Source organism: Rugamonas aquatica (genome assembly GCF_009380215.1).
Lineage (GTDB): Bacteria > Pseudomonadota > Gammaproteobacteria > Burkholderiales > Burkholderiaceae_D > Rugamonas > Rugamonas aquatica_B.
Window position 1 is genome coordinate 42610 of the sequence record NZ_WHUG01000017.1, and the last position, 23228, is coordinate 65837.

General features: G+C 66.2%; 20 protein-coding genes. 14 read left to right on the forward strand and 6 right to left on the reverse strand.

Features of this window, described 5'->3' with window-relative positions; all coding sequences use genetic code 11:
• Positions 1-25: 25 nt before the first annotated feature.
• A complete protein-coding gene (locus GEV02_RS28025) occupies positions 26-814 on the reverse strand; it encodes a hypothetical protein (RefSeq protein WP_152841171.1) in 789 nt (262 codons plus the stop codon).
• Complete coding sequence (locus GEV02_RS28030) at positions 811-2364, reverse strand: MutS-related protein (RefSeq protein WP_152841172.1); 1554 nt, start codon at positions 2362-2364, stop codon at positions 811-813. Before GEV02_RS28030 ends, GEV02_RS28025 begins: the two co-directional genes overlap by 4 nt.
• A gap of 195 nt (positions 2365-2559) precedes the next feature.
• Here GEV02_RS28030 and GEV02_RS28035 point away from each other — a divergent pair, with 195 nt between their 5' ends.
• The 9 genes from GEV02_RS28035 to GEV02_RS28075 all read left to right on the forward strand — a co-directional run bounded on the left by GEV02_RS28035 (position 2560) and on the right by GEV02_RS28075 (position 14192).
• Positions 2560-3828, forward strand: a complete 1269-nt coding sequence (locus GEV02_RS28035) for an efflux RND transporter periplasmic adaptor subunit (protein WP_152841173.1) — start codon at positions 2560-2562, stop codon at positions 3826-3828.
• Between the two features lie 21 nt (positions 3829-3849).
• Complete coding sequence (locus GEV02_RS28040; RefSeq protein ID WP_152841174.1) at positions 3850-4590, forward strand: ABC transporter ATP-binding protein; 741 nt, start codon at positions 3850-3852, stop codon at positions 4588-4590.
• Positions 4591-4600: 10 nt separating this feature from the next.
• The gene (locus GEV02_RS28045) at positions 4601-5917 is read left to right on the forward strand and encodes an ABC transporter permease (protein WP_152841175.1); all 1317 of its coding nucleotides are present in this window, start codon (positions 4601-4603) and stop codon (positions 5915-5917) included.
• Positions 5918-5926: 9 nt separating this feature from the next.
• Entirely contained in the window at positions 5927-7162 is a 1236-nt protein-coding gene (locus GEV02_RS28050) for an ABC transporter permease (RefSeq protein ID WP_152841176.1), read from the forward strand.
• Between the two features lie 55 nt (positions 7163-7217).
• On the forward strand, positions 7218-8558 hold the full coding sequence (locus GEV02_RS28055; RefSeq protein ID WP_152841177.1) for a sigma-54-dependent transcriptional regulator: 1341 nt from the start codon (positions 7218-7220) through the stop codon (positions 8556-8558).
• Between the two features lie 50 nt (positions 8559-8608).
• Entirely contained in the window at positions 8609-9955 is a 1347-nt protein-coding gene (locus tag GEV02_RS28060; RefSeq protein WP_235922991.1) for a sensor histidine kinase, read from the forward strand.
• Positions 9956-10169: 214 nt separating this feature from the next.
• The gene (locus tag GEV02_RS28065) at positions 10170-10673 is read left to right on the forward strand and encodes an FxDxF family PEP-CTERM protein (protein ID WP_235922993.1); all 504 of its coding nucleotides are present in this window, start codon (positions 10170-10172) and stop codon (positions 10671-10673) included.
• An 80-nt stretch (positions 10674-10753) separates the two neighbouring features.
• Entirely contained in the window at positions 10754-11527 is a 774-nt protein-coding gene (locus GEV02_RS28070; protein WP_152841179.1) for a spermine/spermidine synthase domain-containing protein, read from the forward strand.
• Positions 11528-11756: 229 nt separating this feature from the next.
• Positions 11757-14192 carry a TonB-dependent receptor plug domain-containing protein gene (locus GEV02_RS28075; RefSeq protein WP_152841180.1) on the forward strand — a complete coding sequence of 812 codons (2436 nt, stop codon included), beginning with the start codon at positions 11757-11759 and terminating at the stop codon, positions 14190-14192.
• Here the strand turns inward: GEV02_RS28075 and pdxR are convergent.
• Positions 14189-15676, reverse strand: coding sequence for a MocR-like pyridoxine biosynthesis transcription factor PdxR (gene pdxR / locus GEV02_RS28080; protein WP_152841181.1), 1488 nt, complete (start codon positions 15674-15676; stop codon positions 14189-14191). The genes GEV02_RS28075 and pdxR overlap by 4 nt on opposite strands.
• A 177-nt stretch (positions 15677-15853) precedes the next feature.
• On the opposite strand from pdxR, the gene GEV02_RS28085 reads away from it, so the two are divergent.
• On the forward strand, positions 15854-16906 hold the full coding sequence (locus GEV02_RS28085; RefSeq protein ID WP_152841182.1) for a DUF5694 domain-containing protein: 1053 nt from the start codon (positions 15854-15856) through the stop codon (positions 16904-16906).
• Positions 16907-16915: 9 nt separating this feature from the next.
• On the opposite strand, the gene GEV02_RS28090 is transcribed toward GEV02_RS28085, so the two are convergent.
• Positions 16916-17686 carry a hypothetical protein gene (locus GEV02_RS28090; protein ID WP_152841183.1) on the reverse strand — a complete coding sequence of 257 codons (771 nt, stop codon included), beginning with the start codon at positions 17684-17686 and terminating at the stop codon, positions 16916-16918.
• 193 nt (positions 17687-17879) lie between these two features.
• On the opposite strand from GEV02_RS28090, the gene GEV02_RS28095 reads away from it, so the two are divergent.
• Together GEV02_RS28095 and GEV02_RS28100 are read left to right on the forward strand one after the other, a co-directional pair.
• Positions 17880-18536: a pyridoxamine 5'-phosphate oxidase family protein gene (locus GEV02_RS28095; RefSeq protein ID WP_152841184.1), complete on the forward strand. Its 657-nt coding sequence runs from the start codon at positions 17880-17882 to the stop codon at positions 18534-18536.
• Between the two features lie 33 nt (positions 18537-18569).
• Complete coding sequence (locus GEV02_RS28100) at positions 18570-19253, forward strand: hypothetical protein (RefSeq protein WP_152841185.1); 684 nt, start codon at positions 18570-18572, stop codon at positions 19251-19253.
• A 15-nt stretch (positions 19254-19268) separates the two neighbouring features.
• Here GEV02_RS28100 and GEV02_RS28105 read toward each other — a convergent pair whose 3' ends face one another.
• Positions 19269-20207 carry a LysR family transcriptional regulator gene (locus GEV02_RS28105; protein WP_235922994.1) on the reverse strand — a complete coding sequence of 313 codons (939 nt, stop codon included), beginning with the start codon at positions 20205-20207 and terminating at the stop codon, positions 19269-19271.
• Between the two features lie 62 nt (positions 20208-20269).
• Between GEV02_RS28105 and GEV02_RS28110 the strand changes: the two genes are divergently transcribed.
• Together GEV02_RS28110 and GEV02_RS28115 are read left to right on the forward strand one after the other, a co-directional pair.
• Positions 20270-21151, forward strand: a complete 882-nt coding sequence (locus GEV02_RS28110) for an NmrA family NAD(P)-binding protein (protein ID WP_152841187.1) — start codon at positions 20270-20272, stop codon at positions 21149-21151.
• Positions 21152-21209: 58 nt separating this feature from the next.
• The gene (locus tag GEV02_RS28115) at positions 21210-22229 is read left to right on the forward strand and encodes an alpha/beta hydrolase (protein ID WP_152841188.1); all 1020 of its coding nucleotides are present in this window, start codon (positions 21210-21212) and stop codon (positions 22227-22229) included.
• Here the strand turns inward: GEV02_RS28115 and GEV02_RS28120 are convergent.
• Positions 22215-23177, reverse strand: coding sequence for a LysR substrate-binding domain-containing protein (locus tag GEV02_RS28120; RefSeq protein WP_152841189.1), 963 nt, complete (start codon positions 23175-23177; stop codon positions 22215-22217). The genes GEV02_RS28115 and GEV02_RS28120 overlap by 15 nt on opposite strands.
• Positions 23178-23228 lie beyond the last annotated feature (51 nt).

Sequence of the window (23228 nt, forward strand, 5' to 3'; positions counted from 1 at the left end):
ATCATAGAACTAGCCTGGGCAAAAGTCAACGCCGGCGCAGCTTGGGCGGCTTGGTGGCCATGTCGACGTAGACCCGCTTGCCCGTCTCGCGGTATAGCCGCGCAGGATAGACATAAAACACCATCCAGCCACGCACCGCCAGGCCGAGCGCAAACATATCCATCGGCAGCGCCATGCAGGCAATCATGAGATGAGGGAACGGCAAGCCGAAATACCTGGCCAGGGGCGGGCCGAAGCACATCGACACAACGACCGCCACGCAGCACGCGAGTACGAAGGGCATGGGCGGGCCAAGGCGGAACTTGAGCCGCTTTTCCAGCACTACCCTGTCGCCCTGCTGCAGATAATGAAAACAGTCCGGCTGCTCCTGGTAGATCTGCGCGCGCAATTCGGGATCGGAAAAAATTCTCTGATAGACCGCAAAAAAACGGTAATGCCAGCAGGTCAGCAGCGCGAAGTACGCCATCGACAGCGGAACGCGCAACCACAGCGGCGCCGAGCTGTAGAGCAGGATGCACAGCCACGGAACGCCGCCAGCCAAAGCCATGCTGGCCATGCAAAACCCGCTGACGCCGAAAAAGCGCGTATCCCAGTTCCACTTGAAGAGCCGGGGAACCGGCATCAAGACCAGTGCGGCGGCCATCACGAGCAGGCACAGCACAGCAATCGGGTTCTGCAGCACTGGCACCTCCTCGGCGGCGCCGGTGGCGAAGGCCAGGCCGATCGCGCCCATCAGCAGCGGCAACAGCGCCAGCGTCGGCGTTAGCTTGTCCGGCCGGAACTGTATGGGATTGATTGCGTCGGGCTGGCTCACAAACTACTCCGTATGTCCTGGCAATCGGCCGGATGCGCCATGTAGTCGCTGAGCCAGTCGAACACGCGGTTGGCCTTGGCCGAGATGGCGGCGTCGAAGCCGCGTGTGGCCAGCAAGGCGATGCCGTTAGTCTCGCGCAGCACGCCCGGCGCCACGCGCAGGCCGCTGCCCTCGCGGCTGACGCACCACGGCGCCAGGCGATCCTCCAGCAACGGCGCCAGCACCAGGTTGTGCGAAGACACGATCACCGTGCCCTGCTGCGACAGCGTGTGCAGCACGGCCGCCGCCGCCGAAATCGATTCCAGGTGATTGGTGCCGCGGAAGATCTCGTCGATGATGAACACGGCCGGCGCGCGTTCGGCCAGCGCCAGCAGCTCGCGCGCGCGGCGCAGCTCGGCGATGTACAGGCTCTCGCCGCCATCCAGCGCATCCTCGCTCTGCATGCTCGAATACACCGGCAGCAGCGGCGTGACGGCCCGCTCCGCATAGCAGAAGCCAAAGGCGCGGGCGAGGATCAGGTTCAGCCCCACCGTGCGCAGCAGCGTGCTCTTGCCGATGCCGTTCTGCCCGGAGATAAAGGCGCCCTGCCCCGCAAGTGAAAACGTCAGCGGCTCGGCCTGCGCCAGCAGCGGATGCACCACCTGCTCCAGCGCGACCGCACCGCCCTGCTCGGCCCAGCAATAGCGCGGCGTCTGCGCCAGATGCCGCGCCAGCGCCAGATCGGCCTCCAGCCCCGCCACCCGCTCAAAGCTGGAGCGCAGCAGCGCCAGCTCGGCGCGCACCGCGTCGCGGCTGGCGAAGTAGTGGCGCACATTCATCAGCCACAGCCAGTCGCTGTAATCGCGCACGCCCGGCAGGTTGTCGACAACCGAGCGCGCGAGGCGCTCATTGAGCTTGTCCGCCCTGGCCGCGTCCTCGCGCAGGCCGGCCGCCAGCGGATCGTCCAGCGCCGCCAGCAGGCTGTGGGCGCGCAGCATCTGCCGCAGCGTGGCCAGGATGCGCGTCCATTCCTCCACCGCCTCGTGATAGCGCGCCTGCACCGCCATCAGCAGCAGCCATAACGCCACCACCACGCCCCACAGCATGACCACGCCGGTGGCCAGCGCCAGCACCACCGTCAGCAGCAGCGCCAGCGGCAGCAAGGGCAGCAGTCCAACCCAGCGCGGCGCCGGCGGCAGCTCGGCGCCGAACAGCGTCACGCTGATCTCGCGGTCGGCGCGGCGCAGGCCGGTGCAGGCGGCGTGCAACTGCTGCCGCCGTCCGGCGTCCTGCGCCAGTGTCCGCACGCGGACGGCCGACGCGGCCACGCCGCCGCCGTCCGCATGCAGGCGCCGGTGCAGCTCCTGCTGGCCGAAGATGCTGGTCTCCCTCGCCAGTTGCGCGCTGTACTGCGGCAGCAGCATGTCGTCCCAGGTTTGCGCGTCGAGCGCGTCGGCGTCCGGGTGGGCGGTGCGCCGGTACAGCGCGACATCGCTGGGCACGAAGGGATAATCGACGACCGGCGCTTCGGCCGGCAACAGCAGGCGGGTCAGACTGGAAAGCAGGCTCATTCGGTACTCGGGTGATGGGCGACAGCGCCACAGATGGTCACGCTTAACACTTTATCAAGCCCGGAGCGGACAGGCCGGACGCCCGGACAGGCGTACGGACAACGGACGGCAACTCCAATACTCAATCAAATCAATGCCTTACAAGCTGGCACAGTTTCTGCATAACGTTGCATATCTCTACACATCGATACGACCATGATACGCGACACCTCCAATCAAGATGCAGTCATCGCCGCCCCGAAAGGGCATGCTGCCAAGCGCCGCCTCGTTTTCGCCGTCGGAGCCATCGCCCTGGTGGCGGTGGCCTACGCCGTGGTCCACTCGTGGCGCGGCAGCGACCACTCGGTCAACATCTCGCGCCTGCGCATCGCCGAAGTGGGCCGTGGCACGCTGATACGCGACGCCGCCGTCAACGGCCGCATCGTCGCCGCCATCAGCCCGACGCTGTACTCCGCCTCGCCGGCGACGGTGACGCTGAAGGCCGCCGCCGGCGACACGGTCAAGAAAGGCGACGTGCTGGCCGTGCTGGAATCGCCCGACCTGACCGATGCGCTCAAGCGCGAGCAGTCCAGCTATCTGCAACTGGAAGCCGAAGTGGCGCGCCAGCAGATCCTGGCACGCAAACAAAAGCTGCTGGCCCGCCGCGACGCCGACACCGCCGAGATCGACCGCCTGTCCGCGCTGCGCACGCTGGAGCGCTACAACGCCGTCTCCAACGAAGGCATCATCGCCAAGATCGAATTCCAGAAAGCCAAGGATGCGCTGAACTCGGCCGAGATCCGCGCCAAGCACGCCGGCCAGGCGGCCGAGCTGGAAGGCGACAACGTCGCGCTGGAACTGAAGACCAAGATCAATGAACTGGACCGCCAGCGCCTGTCGCTGGCCAATGCCCAGCGCCGCGTCGACGAGCTGACCGTGCGCGCGCCGGTGGACGGCTTCATCGGCACCTTGTCGGTGGCCAACCGCAGCGTGGTGCCGGCCAATGCGCCGCTGATGACGCTGGTCGACCTGTCGCGCCTGGAAGTCGAGCTGGAAGTGCCGGAGACCTATGTGTCCGACATCGGCCTGGGCATGAACGCCGAAGTCAACTACGGCACCGGCACCGCCGTCGCCAAGCTGTCGGCGCTGTCGCCGGAAGTGGTGAAGAACCAGGTGCTGGCGCGGGTGCGCTTCACCAACGCCCAGCCGGCCGGCCTGCGCCAGAACCAGCGCGTCACCGCGCGCCTGCTGATCGATGAAAAACCCAACACGCTGATGATACAGCGCGGCCCGTTTGTGGAATCCGAAGGCGGCCGCTTCGCTTATGTAGTCCGGGACGGCATCGCCATCCGCACCCCGATCAAGATGGGCGCCACCAGCGTCTCCGCAGTGGAGATCCTCGGCGGTTTGAAACAGGGCGACAAGGTCGTCATCTCCGGTACCGAAACCTTCGAGAACGCCGAACGCGTCTCGATCAACCAATAACTTTTTTCCCAGAGGCCCTCCATGCTGCGCATGCAAAACCTGAGCAAAGTCTATCGTACCCACATGATCGAAACCCACGCGCTGCGCGGTTTCGAGATCAACGTCAAGCAAGGCGAGTTCGTCACCGTGACCGGCCCTTCCGGCTCCGGCAAGACCAGCTTCCTCAACATCGCCGGTCTGCTGGAAGAATTCACCGACGGCGAGTACATCCTCGACGGCATCAACGTCAAAGGCATGGACGACAACGCCCGCTCGCGCCTGCGCAACGAGAAGCTGGGCTTCATCTTCCAGGGCTTCAACCTGATCCCCGACCTGTCGCTGTTCGACAATGTCGACGTGCCGCTGCGCTACCGCGGCTTCAACGCCGCCGAGCGCAAGGAGCGCATCGAGGACGCGCTGGCGAAAGTCGGCCTGGCCTCGCGCATGAAGCACTACCCGGCCGAGCTGTCGGGCGGCCAGCAGCAGCGCGTGGCGATCGCGCGCGCGCTGGCCGGCTCGCCGAAGCTGCTGCTGGCCGATGAACCGACCGGCAACCTGGACACCCAGATGGCGCGCGGCGTGATGGAGCTGCTGGAAGAAATCAACGCCCAGGGCACGACCATCCTGATGGTGACCCACGATCCCGAGCTGGCGGTGCGCTCGCAGCGCAACGTCCACATCATCGACGGCCAGGTGTCGGACCTGGTGCGCAAGGCGCCTTCGCTGTTTGATGCCAACGCCCATGCCAACGCCCACGCCGACGGCAAAACCCATGTCGCATAAGGAGCGCCACATGTTCCAATACTATTTCGTCCTGGGTCTGCGCAGCCTGCGCCGCAACCCGGCCCTGACCGCGCTGATGGTGCTGACCCTGGCCGTCGGCGTGGCCGCCAGCGTGGCCACGCTGACCATCCTGCACGTGATGTCGGGCGACCCGATCCCGCACAAGAGCGACCGCCTGTTCGTGCCGCTGGTCGACAACGGCCCGCCGCAAAGCTACAAGCCCGGCGACGAACCCAACGACAACCAGCTGAGCTACACCGACGCCAAGAACTTCCTCAACAGCAAAGCGGCCGAGCGCGCCACGGCGATCTACGGCGCCAGCGTGGCGGTCGAGCCGGAGCGCAAGGACATCGGCGTGTTCACCACGCGCGGCCTGGCCGTGGCCAGCGACTACTTCAATATGTTCGACGCCCCCTTCCGGCACGGCCAGGCCTGGAGCCCGGCCGACGACAAGGCCGCCGCCAATGTCGTGGTGCTGGGCCGCAAGCTGGCCGACAAGCTGTACGGCGACACCGACCCGGTCGGCAAGCGCATCACCCTGAGCAGCAAGCAGTACCAGATCGTCGGCGTGCTCGACAAATGGACGGTGGTGCCGCGCTTCCACCGCATCATCGGCAGCGCCGACGGCGCCTTCAGCGACGAGGACGACATGTTCGTGCCGTTCACCACGGCGATCCGCAATGAAATACAGCGCAACGGCAGCACCAGTTGCACCGACGACGTCGGCCCCGGCTACCAGGCCTTCATCGATTCCGAATGCACCTGGATCCAGTTCTGGTTCGAGACCCGCAGCGCCGGCGACCGCGCCAGCCTGCAAAACTACCTCGACAGCTACGCCGCCGAGCAGCGCAAGCTGGGCCGCCTGAAACGCAACGCCGCCAACCGGCTGTACGACGTGCGCGAATGGCTGGACTTCATGAAGGTGGTCGGCAACGACAACAAGCTGTCGGCCTGGCTGGCGTTCGGCTTCCTGGTGCTGTGCCTGGTGAACACGATAGGCCTGCTGCTGGCCAAGTTCTCGGTGCGCGCCGCCGAGGTCGGCATCCGCCGCGCGCTGGGCGCCTCGCGCCGCGAGATCTTCCAGCAATTCCTGATCGAGACCACGGTGGTCGGCCTGGTCGGCGGCGTGCTCGGCCTGGCGCTGGCCTTCGGCGCGCTGGCGCTGATCGCGATGCAGTCGACGGCGCTGACGGTGGTGGCCCATATGGACTGGATCATGCTGCTGACCACCTTCGCGATGGCGGTGCTGTCGGCCGTGCTGGCCGGCCTGCTGCCGACCTGGCGCGCCTGCCAGGTCACGCCCGCCATGCAACTCAAATCCCAATAAGGAATCATCATGGAAATCCGTCCCATCCTGTCTGCGCTGCTGCGCAACAAGACCGGCCCCATCCTGGTGGCCGTCCAGGTCGCGCTGAGCCTCGGCATCCTGGCCAACGCGCTGCACATCGTGCAGGTGCGCCAGGCCGTGTCGGCGCGCGCCAGCGGCATCGCCAACGAAGCCGATGTCTTCACCGTGCAAGTGCGCCGCCTGCAAAAAGGCAATCACCAGGAACAGCTGGCGGCGCAGCACCGCGAAACCGACACCCTGCGCGCCGTGCCGGGAGTGCTCTCGGTGGCGTCCACCTCGCAGATGCCGCTGTCGCGCTCGGGCAACTACACCGGCTTGGCGACCGACCGCAAGCAATTCAAGTCCACCCTCACCACCAGCACCTTCGTCACCGCCGATTCGCTGGTGAAGACCTGGGGCCTGCAACTGGTCGACGGCCGCGACTTCCTGCCCGCCGAGGTGCTGGAAGTCGACGAGAACACCAGCAACGAGTTTCCCAAGGTCGCCATCATCACCCGCCAGCAGGGCGAGAAGCTGTGGCCGGGCGCGGCCAGCTTCGTCGGCAAGACCTTTTACTTCGGGGTCGGCGACGACGCCAGGGACGCGCGCGTGATCGGCGTGGTCGAGCGGCTGCAATCGCCGAACGCCCAGATCGGCGAACGCGGCGATTTCTCCACCATCGTGCCGACCCGCCTGACCGGCGACGACGCCAGCGCCTACACGCTGCGCGCCGAACCGGGCCAGCTGGACCGCGTCATCAAGGAGGCCGAAGCGGCGCTGCGCGCCTCGTCGCCGACGCCGGTGATCGTCAAGGTCAAGACCATGGTGGAATTCCGCCGCGACCGCTACCGCGCCGACAACGCGCTGGCGTGGATGCTGGTGACGGTCAGCGTGCTGCTGCTGTTGATTACCTCCAGCGGCATCGTCGGCATGGCCAGCCTGTGGGTCACGCAGCGCCGCAAACAGATCGGCGTGCGGCGCGCGCTGGGTGCGCGCCGGCTCGACATCCTGCGCTACTTCATCACCGAGAACATCATGATCACCAGCGTCGGCGTCGGCGCCGGCGTGCTGCTGGCGCTGGGACTGAACCAGCTGCTGGTGAGCCAGCTGGAAATGGCGCGGCTGCCGGCCGGCTACCTGATCGCCGGCGCCGGCGTGTTCTGGGCGCTGGGCATCGCCGCCGTGTACGGCCCGGCCTGGCGCGCGGCGTCGATTTCGCCGGCCACCGCCACCCGCAGCGCCTAGCGTTCCAACGATGTTTGCCACACCGGGCATGCCGCGACAATGTTATGCTTACGGCATGCCTACCGTATTAATCATAGATGACAACGCCGCCGTCGCCATCGCGCTTGAAGTGCTGTTTTCGCTGCACGACATCGACGCGCTGCGCGCCGCCTCCCCCGAAGCCGGACTGGAAATGCTGGAGCGCCACAGCGTCGACCTGGTGCTGCAGGATATGAACTTCACCGCCGACACCACGTCCGGCGAGGAAGGCACGGCGCTGTTCCGCGCCATCCGCGCGCGCCATCCCGAGCTGCCGGTGATCCTGCTGACCGCGTGGACCCACCTGGACGCGGCGGTCGACCTGGTCAAGGCCGGCGCCGCCGACTATCTGGCCAAGCCGTGGGACGACAACCGCCTGATCGCCACGGTCCACAATCTGATCGAGCTGGGCCAGACCAAGCGCGCGCTGCAGCAGCGTCTGCAGACCGAGCTGCGCCAGCGGCGCGAACTCGAACGCGGCTACGACCTGCGCGGCATGGTGTGGCAAGACCCGGCCACCGAGCGCGTCGTGCACCTGGCCTGCCAGGTCGCGCGCGCCGACGTGCCGGTGCTGATCTCCGGCCCCAACGGCACCGGCAAGGAACGCATCGCCGAGATCATCCAGGCCAATTCCGCCGTGCGCGACGGCCCCTTCGTCGTGCTCAACTGCGGCGCGCTGCCGGCCGAGCTGATCGAAGCCGAACTGTTCGGCGCCGACGCCGGCGCCTACACCGGCGCCTCCAAGGCGCGCGAAGGCAAGTTCGAAGCGGCCGACGGCGGCACCCTGTTCCTCGACGAAATCGGCAACCTGCCGCTGGCCGGCCAGATGAAGCTGCTGCGCGTGCTGGAGACCGGCCGCTTCGAACGGCTCGGCTCCAACCGCGAGCGCCAGGTCAAGGTGCGCGTGGTCAGCGCCACCAACGCCGACCTGCAGGCGATGATACGGGCCGGCAGCTTCCGTGAAGATTTGTTCTACCGCCTCAACGTCATCGAGCTGCGCTTGCCGCCGCTGGCCGGACGCCCGGCCGACATCCTGCCGCTGGCCCAGCACTTCCTCGGCGATGCCAAGCAGCTGCATCCGTCGGCGCAGGCCGCGCTGCTGGCCCATGCGTGGCCCGGCAATGTGCGCGAGCTGAAGAACGTCATGGCGCGCGCCGGCCTGCTGGCCGCGGGCGACCTCATCAAAGTGGGCGACCTCGGCCTGCCGGCCGCCGCCGGCGCCGCGCTGGAAGACGGCGGACGCGAGCCCGACCGCGACGCCATCGGCCTGGCGCTGAGCCGCGCCGGCGGCGTGGTGGCGCAGGCCGCCGCCGAGCTGGGCCTGTCGCGCCAGGCGCTGTACCGCCGCATGGAGCGGCTGGGCATCGCCCGTCCCTGATGGGCGCCACGCCGCCGCCGGTACGCCCGACAGGCGCGCGCCCGCAAGGCATGCGCCTATCCCTGCTAACGCGCTGGACCGCGCTGGTCGGCACGCTGCTGACGGTCGGCATCCTGATCGCGCTGACGCTGACCCATTTCTTCCCCGCCCATCCCGGCATGGTGCTGGCCGTCTGCCTGCTGTGCGTGCTGCCGATTTCCATCATCACCATCCGCGCCCAGCTCGAATACATGCTGTCGCTGTTCCGCGCGCTGACCGGCACCGTCACCAGCTACCAGGACGGCGACTTTTCGTTCAGCCTGCACTGGCCGCAGAACGACGAGCTCAGCGACCTGGTCGCGGCCCACAACACGCTGGGCGACGTGCTGCGCCAGCAGCGCCTGGACCTGGTGCAGCGCGAGCTGCTGCTCGACACCATGGTGCAGAACACGCCGGTGGCGATGCTGCTGGTGCGCGAGGCCGGCCCGGTGGTCTACGCCAACATCGCCGCGCGCCAGCTGCTGCACCAGGGCCGCCGGCTCGAAGGCCACCGGCTCGACGACATCCTGGCGCAAGCCTCGCCGGCGCTGCGCGAAGCGATGGCGCGCGGCGGCGACGGCCTGTTCACCACCCGCGAGGCCGGCGCCGGCGAGGGCCAGGAAGCGCTGGACCAGGAAGAGGTCTACCACCTGGCCCGCCGCAGCTTCAACCTGAACGGCCGCAAGCACGAGCTGCTGCTGCTGCGCCAGCTGACCATGGAGCTGCGCCGGCAGGAAGTGCAGACCTGGAAAAAAGTTATCCGCGTCATCAGCCATGAGCTGAACAATTCGCTGGCGCCGCTGACCTCGCTGGCGCATTCAGGCGCCGAGCTGGTGCGGCGCGGCCAGACCGAGCGCTTGCCACAAATCCTCGCCACCATCGAGGAGCGCACCCGCCACCTGGAAAGCTTCATCCTCGGCTACGCGCGCTTCGCCAAGCTGCCGGCGCCACGGCTGGAGCTGCAATCGTGGCCGGTCTTCCTGGCCCAGCTGGCGGCCCAGGTCGACTTCACGATAATCGGCGAACCGCCCGCCGAAGCCTGCGCCTTCGATCCCTCGCAGCTGGAGCAGGCGCTGCTGAACCTGCTCAAGAACGCCCACGAATCGGGCTCGCCGGCCGGCCAGGTCAGCCTGGAGGTGCGGCGCCTGCACGACGCCGTCCGCATCGATGTCCAGGACCGCGGCCCCGGCATGAGCGACACCGTGCTGACCAATGCGCTGGTGCCGTTCTACTCCACCAAGCGCAGCGGCACCGGCCTGGGCCTGGCGCTGGCGCGCGAAATCGCCGAAGCCCACGGCGGCCGCATCACGCTGGCCAACCGCGACGGCGGCGGCCTGACCGTCACGCTGGTCTTGCCGCTGTCGGCAATCAGCAACTAATGCGTCATTACTAAATTGAAATTTTGTTGATGATTTGCATAACGGAAATTGAGCATAGGAAATTTCTTATTGTTGAGCCCGGGAGTTAGCCAGAGCCTATGATTCTTGCCCGCGCGATAAAAAAATAGCTGATTGACATCGAAAATCCCCAGGCGTACTTTGATCCGGTAGTACGGGGGTTTCATGTATTAAGTCTTACTTTCGCGGGGATAATATGAAATTAAAATTAATATTGGCAGCCGGTTTGATGGCCGCAGCGGCAGGGGGAGCGCTGGCGAACGACTATACGCCGGCGGTCGTGGCCATGGCCGGCGGCCCAACCAACTGGACAGTTCCGTTCGGCACGTCGCACACCGATGGGCTGGCTTTCACCGATACCTACACCTTCTCGTATTCCGGTCTGCCGGGATCGGCGCAGGGCTTCTTCGCCAACTTCGCCAATTTCTCGCCACCTTCACCGACCATGATCAACTTCAGCTGGGCCGACATCAATGGCGTGCCGCTGCCGATCTTCAACGGTTTCGCCTCGGGCAGCGTGTTCTTCGGCATCCCGGTGAACGGCCTGATCACGTTGACCATCAAGGGTACCGATGTCGGCCACGCCAGTTACGCAGGCACGCTGGACATCACCTCGGCTGTGCCGGAACCCGCCACCTATGGCATGCTGCTGGGCGGCCTGGCACTGGTGGGGCTGGTTGCGCGACGCCGCAAGTCCTGAACGCCACGCCCTTAAAAAGACGCTCCGGCGTCTTTTTTTTACGCCGCACGCGCGGCCGGGCGGGCTGGTAAACTAGCGCCATGTCACTCACCAACGCCTCCCCCTCCCGCTTCGACGCCCCCGGTCATCCGCCCGCCACCACCACCGAATTCCAGGGCGTACGCAGCCTGCACCTCGGCACCTCCTGGGTGCAGGGCGCGATGCGGCTCGCCAAGCCGGACAACATCGAGCTGGAATACGTGCAAATGATGATGATGTGGCTGCTGTTCAACGACCGGCCGCGCCACATCGTCCAGCTGGGCCTGGGCAGCGCCGCGCTGACCAAGTTCTGCTACCGCCGCCTGCCGGACGCGCGCGTGACGGCGGTCGAACTCAACCCCAATGTGATCGCCATCTGCAATGCCCAGTTCGGCCTGCCGCCCAACGACGGGCGCCTGAACGTGATGGAAATGAACGCCATGGATTTCGTGCTGGATCCGGCCAACCACGGCAGCGTCGACATCCTGCAGGTGGACTTGTACGACGAAGAAGCGCGCGGCCCGGTGCTGGACTCGCCCGAGTTCTACCAGGCCTGCTTCGACTGCCTGAGCGACGGCGGCATCATGACCACCAATGTGTTCGGCGACTTCGCCAACTACGACAAGAACCTGCAGGCGATGGAACTGGTGTTCGACGCCGTGGTCTGGCTGCCGGAGGTACACGACGCCAACATCGTGGTGATCGCCTTCAAGCAATCGCCGGTGCTGGATTTCAGCGTGCTGTACGAGCGCGCCGGCGCCATCAAGAAGAGTTTGAACCTGCCGGCCAAGTCCTGGGTCAACGGCTTGAAGGGGTGGATGCTGGACCAGCAATAAGCGCTGAATAAGCGCCGGTCTGATGCGCGCGCACCACAGTTTTGCACCATTTTGCAGCAGGCCGTCGACCAGATTACGCCAAGTCGTCGTATAACGCACGCAATATTGTCAAATGTGCATATTTTGCAACAATGTGGTGCATGCCGCGTTGCAGCACGCTCTGCCGCCAAGCTAGTATTTTTCTCGACGCCGCTATCCGCGCGCGCGTCCACTAAAACGAGAGAGATACATGACAAGAGCACCTCACTTCAAACGCACGCTGGTCGCCAGCGCCATCCTGTTGCTGGCCGCCGGCCAGGCCAGCGCCCAGACCGCCGCCGCAGACGCGCCGGCTCCCGAACAGACCGTGGTCGTGCTGGGCTCGCGCTCGGTGGCCAAGACTGCGCTGGACACCTCGTCCCCGGTCGGCCTGATCGGCCTGAAAGACATGCAGACCGCCGGCCCGCTGGAACTGGGCAAGCTGCTGCAGACGCTGGACCCATCGTTCAACTTCTCCAGCACCTTCATCAGCGACGGCACCGATTCGATCCGTCCGGCCACGCTGCGTTCGCTGGGGCCTGACCAGGTCCTGGTGCTGGTCAACGGCAAGCGCCGCCACCAGCAGGCGCTGGTGAACGTGCAGCAAACCATCGGTCGCGGCTCGGCCGGCACCGACATCAACGCCATCCCGCTGGGCGCCATCCACCACATCGAAGTGCTGCGCGACGGCGCCGCCGCCCAGTACGGCTCGGACGCGATCGCCGGCGTCATCAACATCGTGCTGAAGTCGCAGGTCAACGAGACTCAGCTCAGCGGCAGCTACGGCACCACCTCCGAAGGCGACGGCGACCTGTACTCGGGCACCGCCAACACCGGCTTCGCGCTGGGCCAGGACGGCGGCTTCATCAACCTGACCGCCGAAGCCCGCAAGCGCGGCGAAACCAACCGCGCCGGTCCGGACTCGATCCGCACGCTGCCGGGTCCGCCGCGCGTGACCCAGCACATCGGCGACAGCAACACCAAGGACGCCTACCTGTGGTGGAACGCCGCGCTGCCGATCGACAAGGTCAGCGAGTTCTACGCCTTCGGCGGCATCTCCAAGCGCAAGAGCGACTCGTACGGCTTCTTCCGCTCGGCCGGCGACGACCGCACCATTCCATCGCTGGCGCCGAACGGCTACCTGCCGTCCATCCACACCGACATCAAGGACGCCTCGTTCGCCTTCGGCTACCGCCGCGACCTGCCGAACGACTGGAAGGCCGATGTCAGCATCAACTACGGCGCCAGCGAGCTGGGCTTCCATGAAGCGGACAGCGTCAACGTCAGCTACTGGTACGAGAAGAAGGCCGACGGCACCATCTACGGCGAATCGCCGCGCGACGCCAACACCGGCACGCTGAAGTTCAACCAGCTGACCTTCAACGCCGACGTCAAGGGCCCGGTCAAGTTCGGCGACAGCAGCGTATTCCTGGCCACCGGCTTCGAGTACCGCGCCGACAACTACCAGATCGTCGCCGGCGACCCGGTCTCGTATCAGTACGGCCGCAACAACACCCCGCTGCCGGTCATCACGACGCCGAGCGGCGCCACCGCCGCTGCCGGCATCCAGGGCTTCCCAGGCTACACGCCGGCCACCGCCGTCGATTCGGGCCGCCACAACATCGCCCTGTTCCTCGACGCCGAAACCAAGCCGGTCGATAACCTGACGCTGGCCGGCGCCGTGCGCTATGAAAAATACTCGGACTTCGGCAGCACCGTCACCGGCAAGCTGAGCGCCCGTTTCGATCCGACCAAGCAGATCGGCTTCCGCGGCAGCCTGTCGACCGGCTTCCGCGCGCCGAGCGTGCAGCAAGAGTTCTACAGCTCGGTCTCGACCAACCTGAACAACGGCGTGCTGACCGAAACCCTGACCGCGCGCCAGGGCAGCGCCGTCACCAAGGCCTTCGGCATCGCGCCGCTGAAAGAGGAAACCTCGACCAGCGGCAGCGTCGGCATGGTGCTGCGTCCGGCGAAGAATATGTCGCTGACCGCCGACCTGTACGAGATCAAGATCAAGGACCGCATCGTATTCTCCAGCGAGATCGCACCGGAAGCCGGCGGCGGCCCGATCGCCAACATCCTCAAGCCGTTTGCCGTCGGCCAGGCGCAGTTCTTCACCAACGCGGTCGACACCCGCACGCGCGGCCTGGACATCGTGGCCGAGCATACGTCGAAGTTCGCGGCGTCGACGCTGGTGCTGTCGGGCCAGCTGGGCTTCAATAAAACCGAAGTCACCAAGCGCCACTCGACCTCCTCGGTGCTGACCGGCGAGCAGCTGTTCGACAAGTCGCAAGTGACGCTGATCGAACACGGCCAGCCGCGCAAGCACCACGTGATCGCCGCCGATTACACCGCCGGCCAGTGGAACGTCAACACCCGCGCCAACTACTACGGCGAAGTGGAAGCTGAAAACTTCAGCCCGCTGCAGAAGTGGGATGCCAAGTGGCTGGTCGACGCCTCGGTACGCTATGCCTACACCAAGCGCACCTTCTTCAGCATCGGCGTGAACAATATGTTCAACCAGCTGCCGTCGGAGTGGACCAACGGCGGCGCGTTCCCGAAACTGGGCTTCACCCGCTGCTGGGAAACCTGCCCGATCGGCGTCAACGGCCGCTCGATGTACATCCGCGCCGACACCGCGTTTTAATGTCGTCTTGAACGGTTGGCGGCGAAGGCCGCCAGGTGCACGATCGCCGCCAACTGTTTGACCAATCCCTCCATCCGCTCGGCCGGCACTTGTGCGTAGCCGAGCATCAGTCCCTGCCAGCCCGACACGCCCTGCGTATCCTTGCCGCTCAACGGCTCGGCGACGATGCCGTGCTCCAGCGCCTGCGCGCTGATCGCGTGGTCGTCCAGCTCCGGCCGCGTGAAGCGCAGCGCCAGGTGCATGCCGGCCGAGCCGCCGTGCACCGTCGCCACCGATCCCAGATGCTTTTCCAGCGCCGCCACCAGCGCGTCGCGCCGCTGGCGGTACAGCCGCCGCATGCGGCGCAGGTGCAGCGCGAACTGGCCGCTGCGCAGGAACTCCGCCAGCGCCAGCTGCTCCGCCACGCGCCCGCGCGCCGACGACTGCGCGCGCATCTGCGCGAAGGACTCGGCCAGCCACGGCGGCACCACCACGAAGCCGATCCGCAGCGACGGGAACATGGTCTTGCTGAAGGTGCCCAGGTAGACCACCGGCGCATCCGGCGCCAGGCCCTGCATGGCCGGCAGCGGCGCGCCGTCGTGGCGGAATTCGCTGTCGTAGTCGTCCTCGATGACCAGCGCGCCGGCCTCGCGCGCGGCGGCGATCAGCGCCAGCCGCCGGCGCAGACTGAGCACGCCGCCCACCGGATACTGGTGCGACGGCGTGGTGTAGACCAGGCGCGGTGGACGCAGCAGCCAGTCGTCGGCGCTGGCCGCCATGCCGTCGTCGTCGATGTCGATGCCGGCCACGTTCAGGCTGGCCGCGCGCGCGGCCGCCAGCGCGCCGGCGTAGCCGGGGTTCTCGATCCAGATGGTGTCGCCGACATCGGCCAGCGCGCGCATGCACAGATCCAGGCTGCTCTGCGTGCCGTCGGTGATGAATACCTGGGCCGCGTCGCACACCACGCCGCGCGCGGCGCGCAGGTGGTCGGCGATGGCTTCGCGCAGCAGCGGCTCGCCGGCCGGATCGCCGTAGTTGAGCTGCTCCACCGTCATCGCGCGCCAGGCCCGTTCCAGCATGCGGCGCCACAGCGTCAGCGGAAAATGGTCGAGCGCCGGCACGCCGGGCACGAAGGCGCCCATCATCTCGGCAGGTCCGGGCTGCGGCCGCAGCGCCAGTGCCCGCTGCGACAGGCCGGCCTGCGGCGTGGCCGCGTGCCGCTGCGCCGCAGGCTTGCGGTCCGGCGCCACGACGGCCACCACGGTGCCGCGCCGGTCGGTGGTGACATAGCCTTCGCTGGCCAGCTGCTCGTAGGCGTACAGCACGGTGTTGCGGGCCAGGCCCAGCTCCTCGGCCAGCGCGCGCGAAGCGGCCAGCCGCGTGCCCGCCGCCAGCGTGCCGCTGCGGATCGCCGCGCGCAGACATTCGTGCAGCAGGCGCTGGCGCGGCCAGCCGCGATGGCGGTTCTGGTCGGCATAGCCGTCGATCAGCAGGGCGATATCCATTTTGGCTCCATGAAAAGCTGTTCTTCTGGGCCATTTTCAGGAGCCAGTCCGCCATTATATGGCGATCGCCGTTTTTGACGCTCCATGCCCGCAAATCGGCATTTCATCGGAATCCGCCCTGCCCGTCTTGCCGACCTTTGTAGACTTCCATGCATCATTTCATTTTTGAGGGAAGACATGCGCAAAGCGACACACTGGATCCTGGGACTGATCGCCACACTGCCTTTGGCCGCGCAGGCGCAGGGGATGTTGGCAGGGCTGGACCGCGACATGGCCGGACCACGGACGCAGGTTCTGGTATTGGGCACCGTCCACCTGCGCGAGATGCCGGCGGATTTCAACCCGGCCGCGCTGGACGGCGTGCTCAATCGGCTGGCGGCGTTCAAGCCGGACATCATCACGATCGAAAAGGAGTCCGGCGAAGAATGCGATCTGGCCGCGCGCCATCCCGCCAGGTACGGCGCCGACTACTGCCCATCGACCGACGCCGCCAAGGCCGCCACGGGCATGGATATGCCGGCGGCCATCGCCGAAACCAGCAAGACGCTCAAGGCCTGGCCCGCGCAACCGGCGCCGGCACAGCGGCGGCGCCTGGCCGCGCTGTTCATGGCGTCGAACGATACCGCCTCGGCCTACGTGCAGTGGCTGCAGCTGCCCGAGGCCGAGCGCCACGCCGGCGACAGCCTGAGCGCGGCGCTGGTGGAGACGCTGGAAAAAACCGGCCACCGCAACGGCGAAGACTATCAGCTGGCCGGCCGCCTGGCCGCGCGCCTCGGCCTGCCGCGCGTGCATGCGGTGGACAACCACACCGGCGACAGTCTCGACGTGCCGGATGTCAAAGCCTTCGTCCGCTCGATCGAAGCCGCATGGGCCGCAGGCGGGGCCACGCTGAAAGCCAACGAAAAGCGCGAGGACGAACTGTCGCGCGCCGCCGACCTGCTGCCGCTGTACCGCGTCATCAACGACAGCCAGAACCTGCGCGTGCGCGCCGAAGGCAACGTCGGTCCGGCCATGCGCGCCAAGTCGCCCGAGAACTACCCGCAGATCTGGGTCGGCGGATGGGAAGTCCGCAACCTGCGCATGGTCGCCAACATCCGCGAAACCTTCCGCGAACGTCCGGGAGTCCGCGTGCTGACCATCGTCGGCGCCACCCACAAGCCGTGGTTCGACGCCTGGCTCGGCCAGCTGCAGGGCGTGGACATCGTCGATGCGGTGGCGGTGCTGAAGTAGCGGCGCCGGCTACTTGCTGAGCAACGGCGCCATCGCGCCCTTGACGGCATCGCTCAGCAGAGCGTTGATCAGATCGACTTTCTCGGGGCTGGCCATGGTGTCCCAGATCTCCATGCCGCTGGCCTCACTCGACGGGCGGACCACGATCGATGACTGGTTCGATTTGACTTCGCCCACCAGCGCCAGCGTGCGGGCGTCCAGCAGCCGCGCCTTGACGTAGGCAAACGGGCCGAGCATGCCGCGCGATGAGATCGCCGTCTCGGTACCGCGCAACATTGTGGTGTCGTCGATGTAGAAGCCGAGCCCCTCCAGTTGGCCGGTGCCGGTCGAGCCGTTGTCCAGTTTGAAGTACGCATTGTCACGCTGCTTCGTCACCAGCACCAGATGACTCACGCCACGATCCTTGAGCAGATCGAGCAGGTAATCGCGATTGGCCTGGTTGGCCTCGGGCCGCTCGAACATCGTGTTCTGCGCCTTGTACAGTTCCGCGTCCTGGGTCGTCATCAGCACGATTTTCGCGCCGGGCTGGAGCCGCCTGATTGACGCATTGGCCGCCAGCAGCGCGGTGGTATCGAAGCCCTGGTCGGGGATGTCGAGCACGTGGTGGGTTTCCCCCGGCGCGCGCACGCCCACCGAGGTACGCACGGTGTCGACGTGGATCGCGTTGCCGATCAAGGACAGCACAGCGTAGCTGCGCGCGTCGGCTTGCGCCCGGGCCGGCGCAAAATGGAACAGCATGCCGGCAAATGCGGCGACGAGTATCCTGGCATTGAGATTCATGTGGCTTCCACGGTGTGGGTGATCGAGTCGCCGCGAACATGCGGCGCTCCCAGTCTACAGGGTGGCCTGCGGCAGAAATGCACAGATAATCACACCGGCAGTTCGCTGGCCCCATGAAAATGAATATTTCTGGATCTGTTACAGGAGCCAGTCAGCAACTATATTTCGGCCTCAACCTTTTTGGATGGAGATCATGACCGAACCAGCAAACCACGCCGCACCGAGCGAACGCACCCGCGTCCGCCGCATTCCGACCAACGCGCACTACGACACCGCCACGCTGCACGCGATCATCGACGATGCCTACCTGTGCCACATCGCCTTCGCCGACGAGAAGGGTGCGCATTGCATCCCGACCGCCTGCTGGCGCGAGGGCAATCACTTGTACATCCACGGCTCCAACGGCAGCCGCATGCTCAAGCGGTTGACGGAGAGCGAGACCTGCGTGACCATCACGCACCTCGACGGCCTGGTGATGGCGCGTTCCGCGTTCAATCATTCGATGAACTACCGGTCGGCGATGATTTACGGGCGGTTCGAAGTGGTGGCTGACGAAGCCGAGCGGCGCAGCACGATGGCGGCCTTCATGGAGAAGCTGGTGCCGGGCCGCCAGGCCGAGATACGTCCGGGTTCGGACAAGGAATTCGCCGCCACCACGGTGATGCGCATCGCGCTCGGCGAAGCGGCCTGCAAGGTGCGCTCCGGCCCGCCGGAAGACGACGAGGAAGACATGAACTGGCCGGTGTGGGCGGGCGTGCTGCCGTTCGAGCGCGTGGCGATGAAGCCGGTGGTCGATCCGCAATGCACCCAGCCGGCGCCGGCTTATGTGGTGAGCTGGCAGAAATGGTAGTGTGACTATATTTTTACAACTCCCCAGCCGCCGATGCATACTGCCCAATTCTTGAATTTACTGGTCCATATTGGATTCGGCGGTATTGGCCTTGTGCTTGGACTCATTCCTTTGCTCAGCACAAAGGGAGGGCTTCAGCATCGACGCTGGGGGCGCCGCTTCGCGCTGCTGGCGGCGTTCGTGATTGGCAGCGGCGGCATGACATTGGTGCTTGGCCATCATTCGTCGCTGTCGGCAGTGCAGGCGCTTGTGCTGGTGATGTTCTACGAATTTGTCAGCGGCCTGCGCGCACTGAAGCTGCGCTCGCACGGGCCTTTGTGGCCGGATGCGCTATTTGCCATTTCGGCGCTGGCTGCATGCGTGTTGGTACTCGCAAACACTGAAATGAGCGCGCGTGCCGCGATCGTCACCTTGCCAAGCTTGGGCATGCTGGCGTTCGTTGCCAGCTACGACCTGTCACGCCACTGGTGGCCGGTATTCTGGTTACGTGCAGCGCGTCCGCTCGACCCCGGACTGAAGATGACTGCCGTCTTTTTTGGAATGCTGTCGGCGGGCGCAGGCAACCTTCTGGTGTCCCTGCAGCCATGGAGCATTGTGATCCCGAATATCATGGGCACCCTCGCAATTTTCACCCTCACCATTGCATACGTGGTCCAATTCCGGCGGCGCGCCAAGGGCCAAGATATTCTGGCCGATAGCGGTCCCGTCTCAGCGTGAGACGGCCGGCGGCATTTATCCATCCTGATTGAACGCAGCGACAACGTCGACCAGTTGCTGCCTGACCCAGACATGCGCAGGGTCGCGGTGAAAGCGCTCGTGCCAGATCATCGCTGGCGACAAGGGCGCCAGCTGTAGCGGCAGTTCCAGCAGCGCGAGCGGCAGCCTTTCCGCCAGCAGCCGCGCCAGACGGCCGGGCAGCGTGAGTATCATATCGCTGTCCGCCACCAGCATCGCACCGGCAAGAAAATGGGGCACGCGCAACGCGACGTGGCGAGTGCGCCCCTGCGCCGATAACGCAACGTCAACCGCACTCTCGCCCACGCCGGAAATGGTCACGGCAATGTGACGCAAGCTCACGTACCGCTCCAGACCAAGTCCCTCAGACACCGCAGGATGATCGGCTCTCATCACGCACACCAGGCTGTCGGCGTAAAGACTGCGCCGATGCAAACTGCCTGGCAGCGCATCAAAAATCCCCAACGCCAGATCCGCGCCGCCCTGCTCTATCAGCCGCACATTATCCCCGACCGGTTGCGCGATATGGAGACTGAGCGCAGGCGCATGGCGCTCGAAGCGCGCCATCAACCCGGCAAGCACCATCAGGCTCAGGTGGTCATGCGCGGCGATCGTGATGCGCCCCGTTGCCGACGCTGGATCGAAGACGGCAGGCGAGACGATGCCCCGCGCATCATCCAGCAGCTTGGCCACCGGCCCCGCCAGCGCCTCGCCGCGCGGCGTCAGTTCCAGGCCGAGCTTGCCGCGTACCACCAGGCGATCGCCCAGCATCGTGCGCAGCCGCCCCAGCGCTCGGCTGGCGGCCGGCTGGCTCAAGCCCAGGCGGAGGCCGGCCTGGGTAACGCTACGCTCCCGAACCAGCGCTTCGAACAGCTTCAACAGATTGAGATCGACTGCAGATAAATCCACTTGGTGCATGTTGAGTATGACTTTCATGCCATTTATGTATGTCGAGCGATCATGCACCATTCAGGCTCATCTGAATAGGAGATTTCTGTATGACTGCTTCCCTCCCCCTCCCATACGTAGTATTCGGCGTGACCGGCCGTACCGGCGCCGCAGCCGCCGATGCGCTGTTGCGCGCAGGGCTAGCCGTGCGCGTCGTGGTGCGCGACCCGGCTCAAGGCCGCCCCTGGGCCGAACGCGGCGCGCAGGTCGCCGTGGCCGACCTGACCGACCTGTCCTCGATGACGAAGGCGCTCAACCAGGCCCGGGGCGCCTACGTCGTCAGCCCGCAGCACTACAACCGTGAAGACCTGTTCGAGATCGCCGACCTGATTGCCGATACCACGGCGCGCGCTGCGGTTGCGGCCGAGGTGCCAAGGCTGGTGGCACTGTCCTCGATAGGCGCCGACCGCGAAAGCGCGACAGGATGGATCGGGATGAACCGCATCTTCGAACAGCGCCTGGGCGCAACCGGCATCCCCACCGCCTTCCTGCGCGCGGCCTACTTCATGGAGAACTGGATGCCGCTGGTCGGATACGCCATGTGCAGCGGCACGCTGCCGACGTTCCTGGCGCCGGCACAGCGCGCGATCCCGATGGTGGCGACGGTCGATGTCGGCAGCGCCGCAGCCGCCCTGCTGCAGGAAGAAAGAACCGCGACCAGCATCGTCACGCTCTCGGGGCCGAAAGACTACGCCCCGAACGATGTCGCCGCCGTTATTTCAGCCTCGCTCAGGAAGCCTGTCGACGTGGCGGTACTGCCCGAAGCCGAGTGGCCCAACGCGCTGGCGGATGCCCGTTTCTCCAAGGCCGCCCTTGCCGGTTTCGCCGAAATGACCCGCAGCCTCAATGACTCGCATATCGACATCAAGAGCGATCCCAACGCGGTCGAATGGGCAGGAACGACGACGCTCGAACGAGTCATCGCAGCTTGACTCTGACATAACGTGATACCCAAAACTTGGTGCACTCATCACCAAGGAAAGGGACATCATGCGTAAGCTTCAACAGATAGCCAAGGCCGCCACGGCGGCCGGTGCACTCGGCCTATCGATCATCGCGCCGGCAGCCGGCGCTGCCCCGCTGCGCGAACAGGACGACATCGTCACCGTCGCCGGCGTGGAGATCGCCTGCCGCCTCACTTTCCCGTCAGGGCCTGCGCGGGGCGCGGTGCTTTTGCTGCCGGGCTCACTCTTCAGCGACGTGGACGGCAACTACCCGGCCATGCAACTCAAGCCTCACCTGTATGCGGACCTGGCCGCGCAGTTGGGCGAGCGCGGTTTCGCCGTGCTGCGCATGGCGAAGATCGGCCCGGGCACCGGCTCGCGCACCGTGAACGCACAAGCCGCCGCCCGCCACGCCGACTTCACGACCCGCACCGAAGCAGCGGCCGCCGGCCTGGCCTTGCTGCACAAGGCCGCTCCGGCCCGTCCCCTCATCGTGGCGGGACACAGCGAAGGCGCGCTGGTGGCCTCCCTGCTGGCCGGCAGCCCCGATGCGGCGGCCATCGACGGCGTGGTGATGCTGTCCGGCCCAGCGCTGCCCATCCTCAGCCTGCTGCGCGACCAGGTGAGCGCGATGGCGCCGCCGGGCGCCAGCCCCGATATGACGATGTTCGACCGCGCCATCGCCGCCATCCGCGCCGGCGAGCCTTTACCTGCGGGCGCGCAGGCCAATCCGCAAACGGCGATGCTGGCGGCCATGCCCCCATTCAGCCTGGCCTATCTGCGCAGCACCGATCGCTTCGACCCTGTGGCCGAACTGGCGCGCGTGCGCCAGCCGGTGCTGATCGTGCAGGGTGGACGCGATGGCTCGGTGCCGCCCGCGCACGCGGCCCGTCTCCAAGAGGGACGGCGCAATCTGCCGACGGAACTGGCCCGCTTCCCGGAGCTGAACCACTTCTACAAAGTCACGCCGCCCTACATGCCGCCGATGCAGTCGATGGCGCTCGACACCACCAGCGATCCGGCGGTCGCGGAGCGCATCGCCCGCTGGGCGCTAGGGCTGCGGTGACGCAGGGCCGATCTGGCAAGCCGCGCCGCCGGTCGGGCCGCGGAACGGATCGTCAAGCAGCATGAAACGCTCGGCTAAAAAATCCACCAGCAAGCGCGTGGCGGGCAGCATGCCGCGCCGGGTCGGCATCACCGCGTAGATCACTTCGGTCTTCGGCGCCCAGCCGGGCAAGACCTCGATCAGCTGCCGCTGCGCCAGGTCGTCATGCACCTGCGCGCTCGGCAGCTGCACGATGCCGAGCCCGCGCAGCGCGGCCAGGCGCAGCATACGCATATCGTTGACCGCCAGGCGCGGACGATGCCGCACCGTGCTGCTTGCGCCGCTCTGGTGATGCAGCGTCCAGCTGTAGTCGCGCTGCACCTTGCCATGGTGCGCGCTGGGGAAGCGCGCCAGATCTTCCGGCGTTGTCGGCGCACCCAGGCGCTGCAACAGGTCCGGGCTGGCCACCAGCCGCTGCACGCGCTGCGACAGCTCGCGTGAAATCAAATCCGAATCCTCGAACGGCGGCACGCGCACCCGCAGCGCAATGTCCACGCCTTCCGCCACCACATCCACGCTGCGGTTGCTGGCCTCCAGCTGCACATCCACGCGCGGGTACTGCAGCATGAACTGCGTAATCATCAGGCCCACGCACTCCTCCAGCAAGGCGATCGGGCAGGTCAGCCGCAGCAGGCCGGCCGGCTCGTTGCTGCTCATCGCCACCGACTCCTCGGCGGCGGTGGCGGCGGACAGCATGGCGCGGCAATGCGTGTAGTAGTTCTGGCCCACCTCGGTCGCCTTGAAGCTGCGCGTGTTGCGCACGATCAGGCGCACGCCCAGCCGCTCTTCCAGCAAGGCGATACGGCGACTCAGGCTGGACTTTGGGATGCCCAGCGCCCGCGCCGTGGGGTTGAACCCGCCGTGGTCGATCACCATCACAAAGTACTGCAGGTCGTTCAGGTCAAGCATAAGCGGGGGAAGTTGTTAAGAAGAGTTATCAAAAAAACGGGCGGGACTATA

Excerpts from the sequence above, each read along its gene's own strand:
- GEV02_RS28030 (WP_152841172.1), bottom strand. The coding sequence starts at position 2,364 with ATGAGCCTGCTTTCCAGTCTGACCCGCCTGCTGTTGCCGGCCGAAGCG.
- GEV02_RS28035 (WP_152841173.1), top strand. The coding sequence starts at position 2,560 with ATGATACGCGACACCTCCAATCAAGATGCAGTCATCGCCGCCCCGAAA.
- GEV02_RS28040 (WP_152841174.1), top strand. The coding sequence starts at position 3,850 with ATGCTGCGCATGCAAAACCTGAGCAAAGTCTATCGTACCCACATGATC.
- GEV02_RS28045 (WP_152841175.1), top strand. The coding sequence starts at position 4,601 with ATGTTCCAATACTATTTCGTCCTGGGTCTGCGCAGCCTGCGCCGCAAC.
- GEV02_RS28050 (WP_152841176.1), top strand. The coding sequence starts at position 5,927 with ATGGAAATCCGTCCCATCCTGTCTGCGCTGCTGCGCAACAAGACCGGC.
- GEV02_RS28055 (WP_152841177.1), top strand. The coding sequence starts at position 7,218 with ATGCCTACCGTATTAATCATAGATGACAACGCCGCCGTCGCCATCGCG.
- GEV02_RS28060 (WP_235922991.1), top strand. The coding sequence starts at position 8,609 with ATGCGCCTATCCCTGCTAACGCGCTGGACCGCGCTGGTCGGCACGCTG.
- GEV02_RS28065 (WP_235922993.1), top strand. The coding sequence starts at position 10,170 with ATGAAATTAAAATTAATATTGGCAGCCGGTTTGATGGCCGCAGCGGCA.
- GEV02_RS28070 (WP_152841179.1), top strand. The coding sequence starts at position 10,754 with ATGTCACTCACCAACGCCTCCCCCTCCCGCTTCGACGCCCCCGGTCAT.
- GEV02_RS28075 (WP_152841180.1), top strand. The coding sequence starts at position 11,757 with ATGACAAGAGCACCTCACTTCAAACGCACGCTGGTCGCCAGCGCCATC.
- pdxR (WP_152841181.1), bottom strand. The coding sequence starts at position 15,676 with ATGGATATCGCCCTGCTGATCGACGGCTATGCCGACCAGAACCGCCAT.
- GEV02_RS28085 (WP_152841182.1), top strand. The coding sequence starts at position 15,854 with ATGCGCAAAGCGACACACTGGATCCTGGGACTGATCGCCACACTGCCT.
- GEV02_RS28090 (WP_152841183.1), bottom strand. The coding sequence starts at position 17,686 with ATGAATCTCAATGCCAGGATACTCGTCGCCGCATTTGCCGGCATGCTG.
- GEV02_RS28095 (WP_152841184.1), top strand. The coding sequence starts at position 17,880 with ATGACCGAACCAGCAAACCACGCCGCACCGAGCGAACGCACCCGCGTC.
- GEV02_RS28100 (WP_152841185.1), top strand. The coding sequence starts at position 18,570 with ATGCATACTGCCCAATTCTTGAATTTACTGGTCCATATTGGATTCGGC.
- GEV02_RS28105 (WP_235922994.1), bottom strand. The coding sequence starts at position 20,207 with ATGAAAGTCATACTCAACATGCACCAAGTGGATTTATCTGCAGTCGAT.
- GEV02_RS28110 (WP_152841187.1), top strand. The coding sequence starts at position 20,270 with ATGACTGCTTCCCTCCCCCTCCCATACGTAGTATTCGGCGTGACCGGC.
- GEV02_RS28115 (WP_152841188.1), top strand. The coding sequence starts at position 21,210 with ATGCGTAAGCTTCAACAGATAGCCAAGGCCGCCACGGCGGCCGGTGCA.
- GEV02_RS28120 (WP_152841189.1), bottom strand. The coding sequence starts at position 23,177 with ATGCTTGACCTGAACGACCTGCAGTACTTTGTGATGGTGATCGACCAC.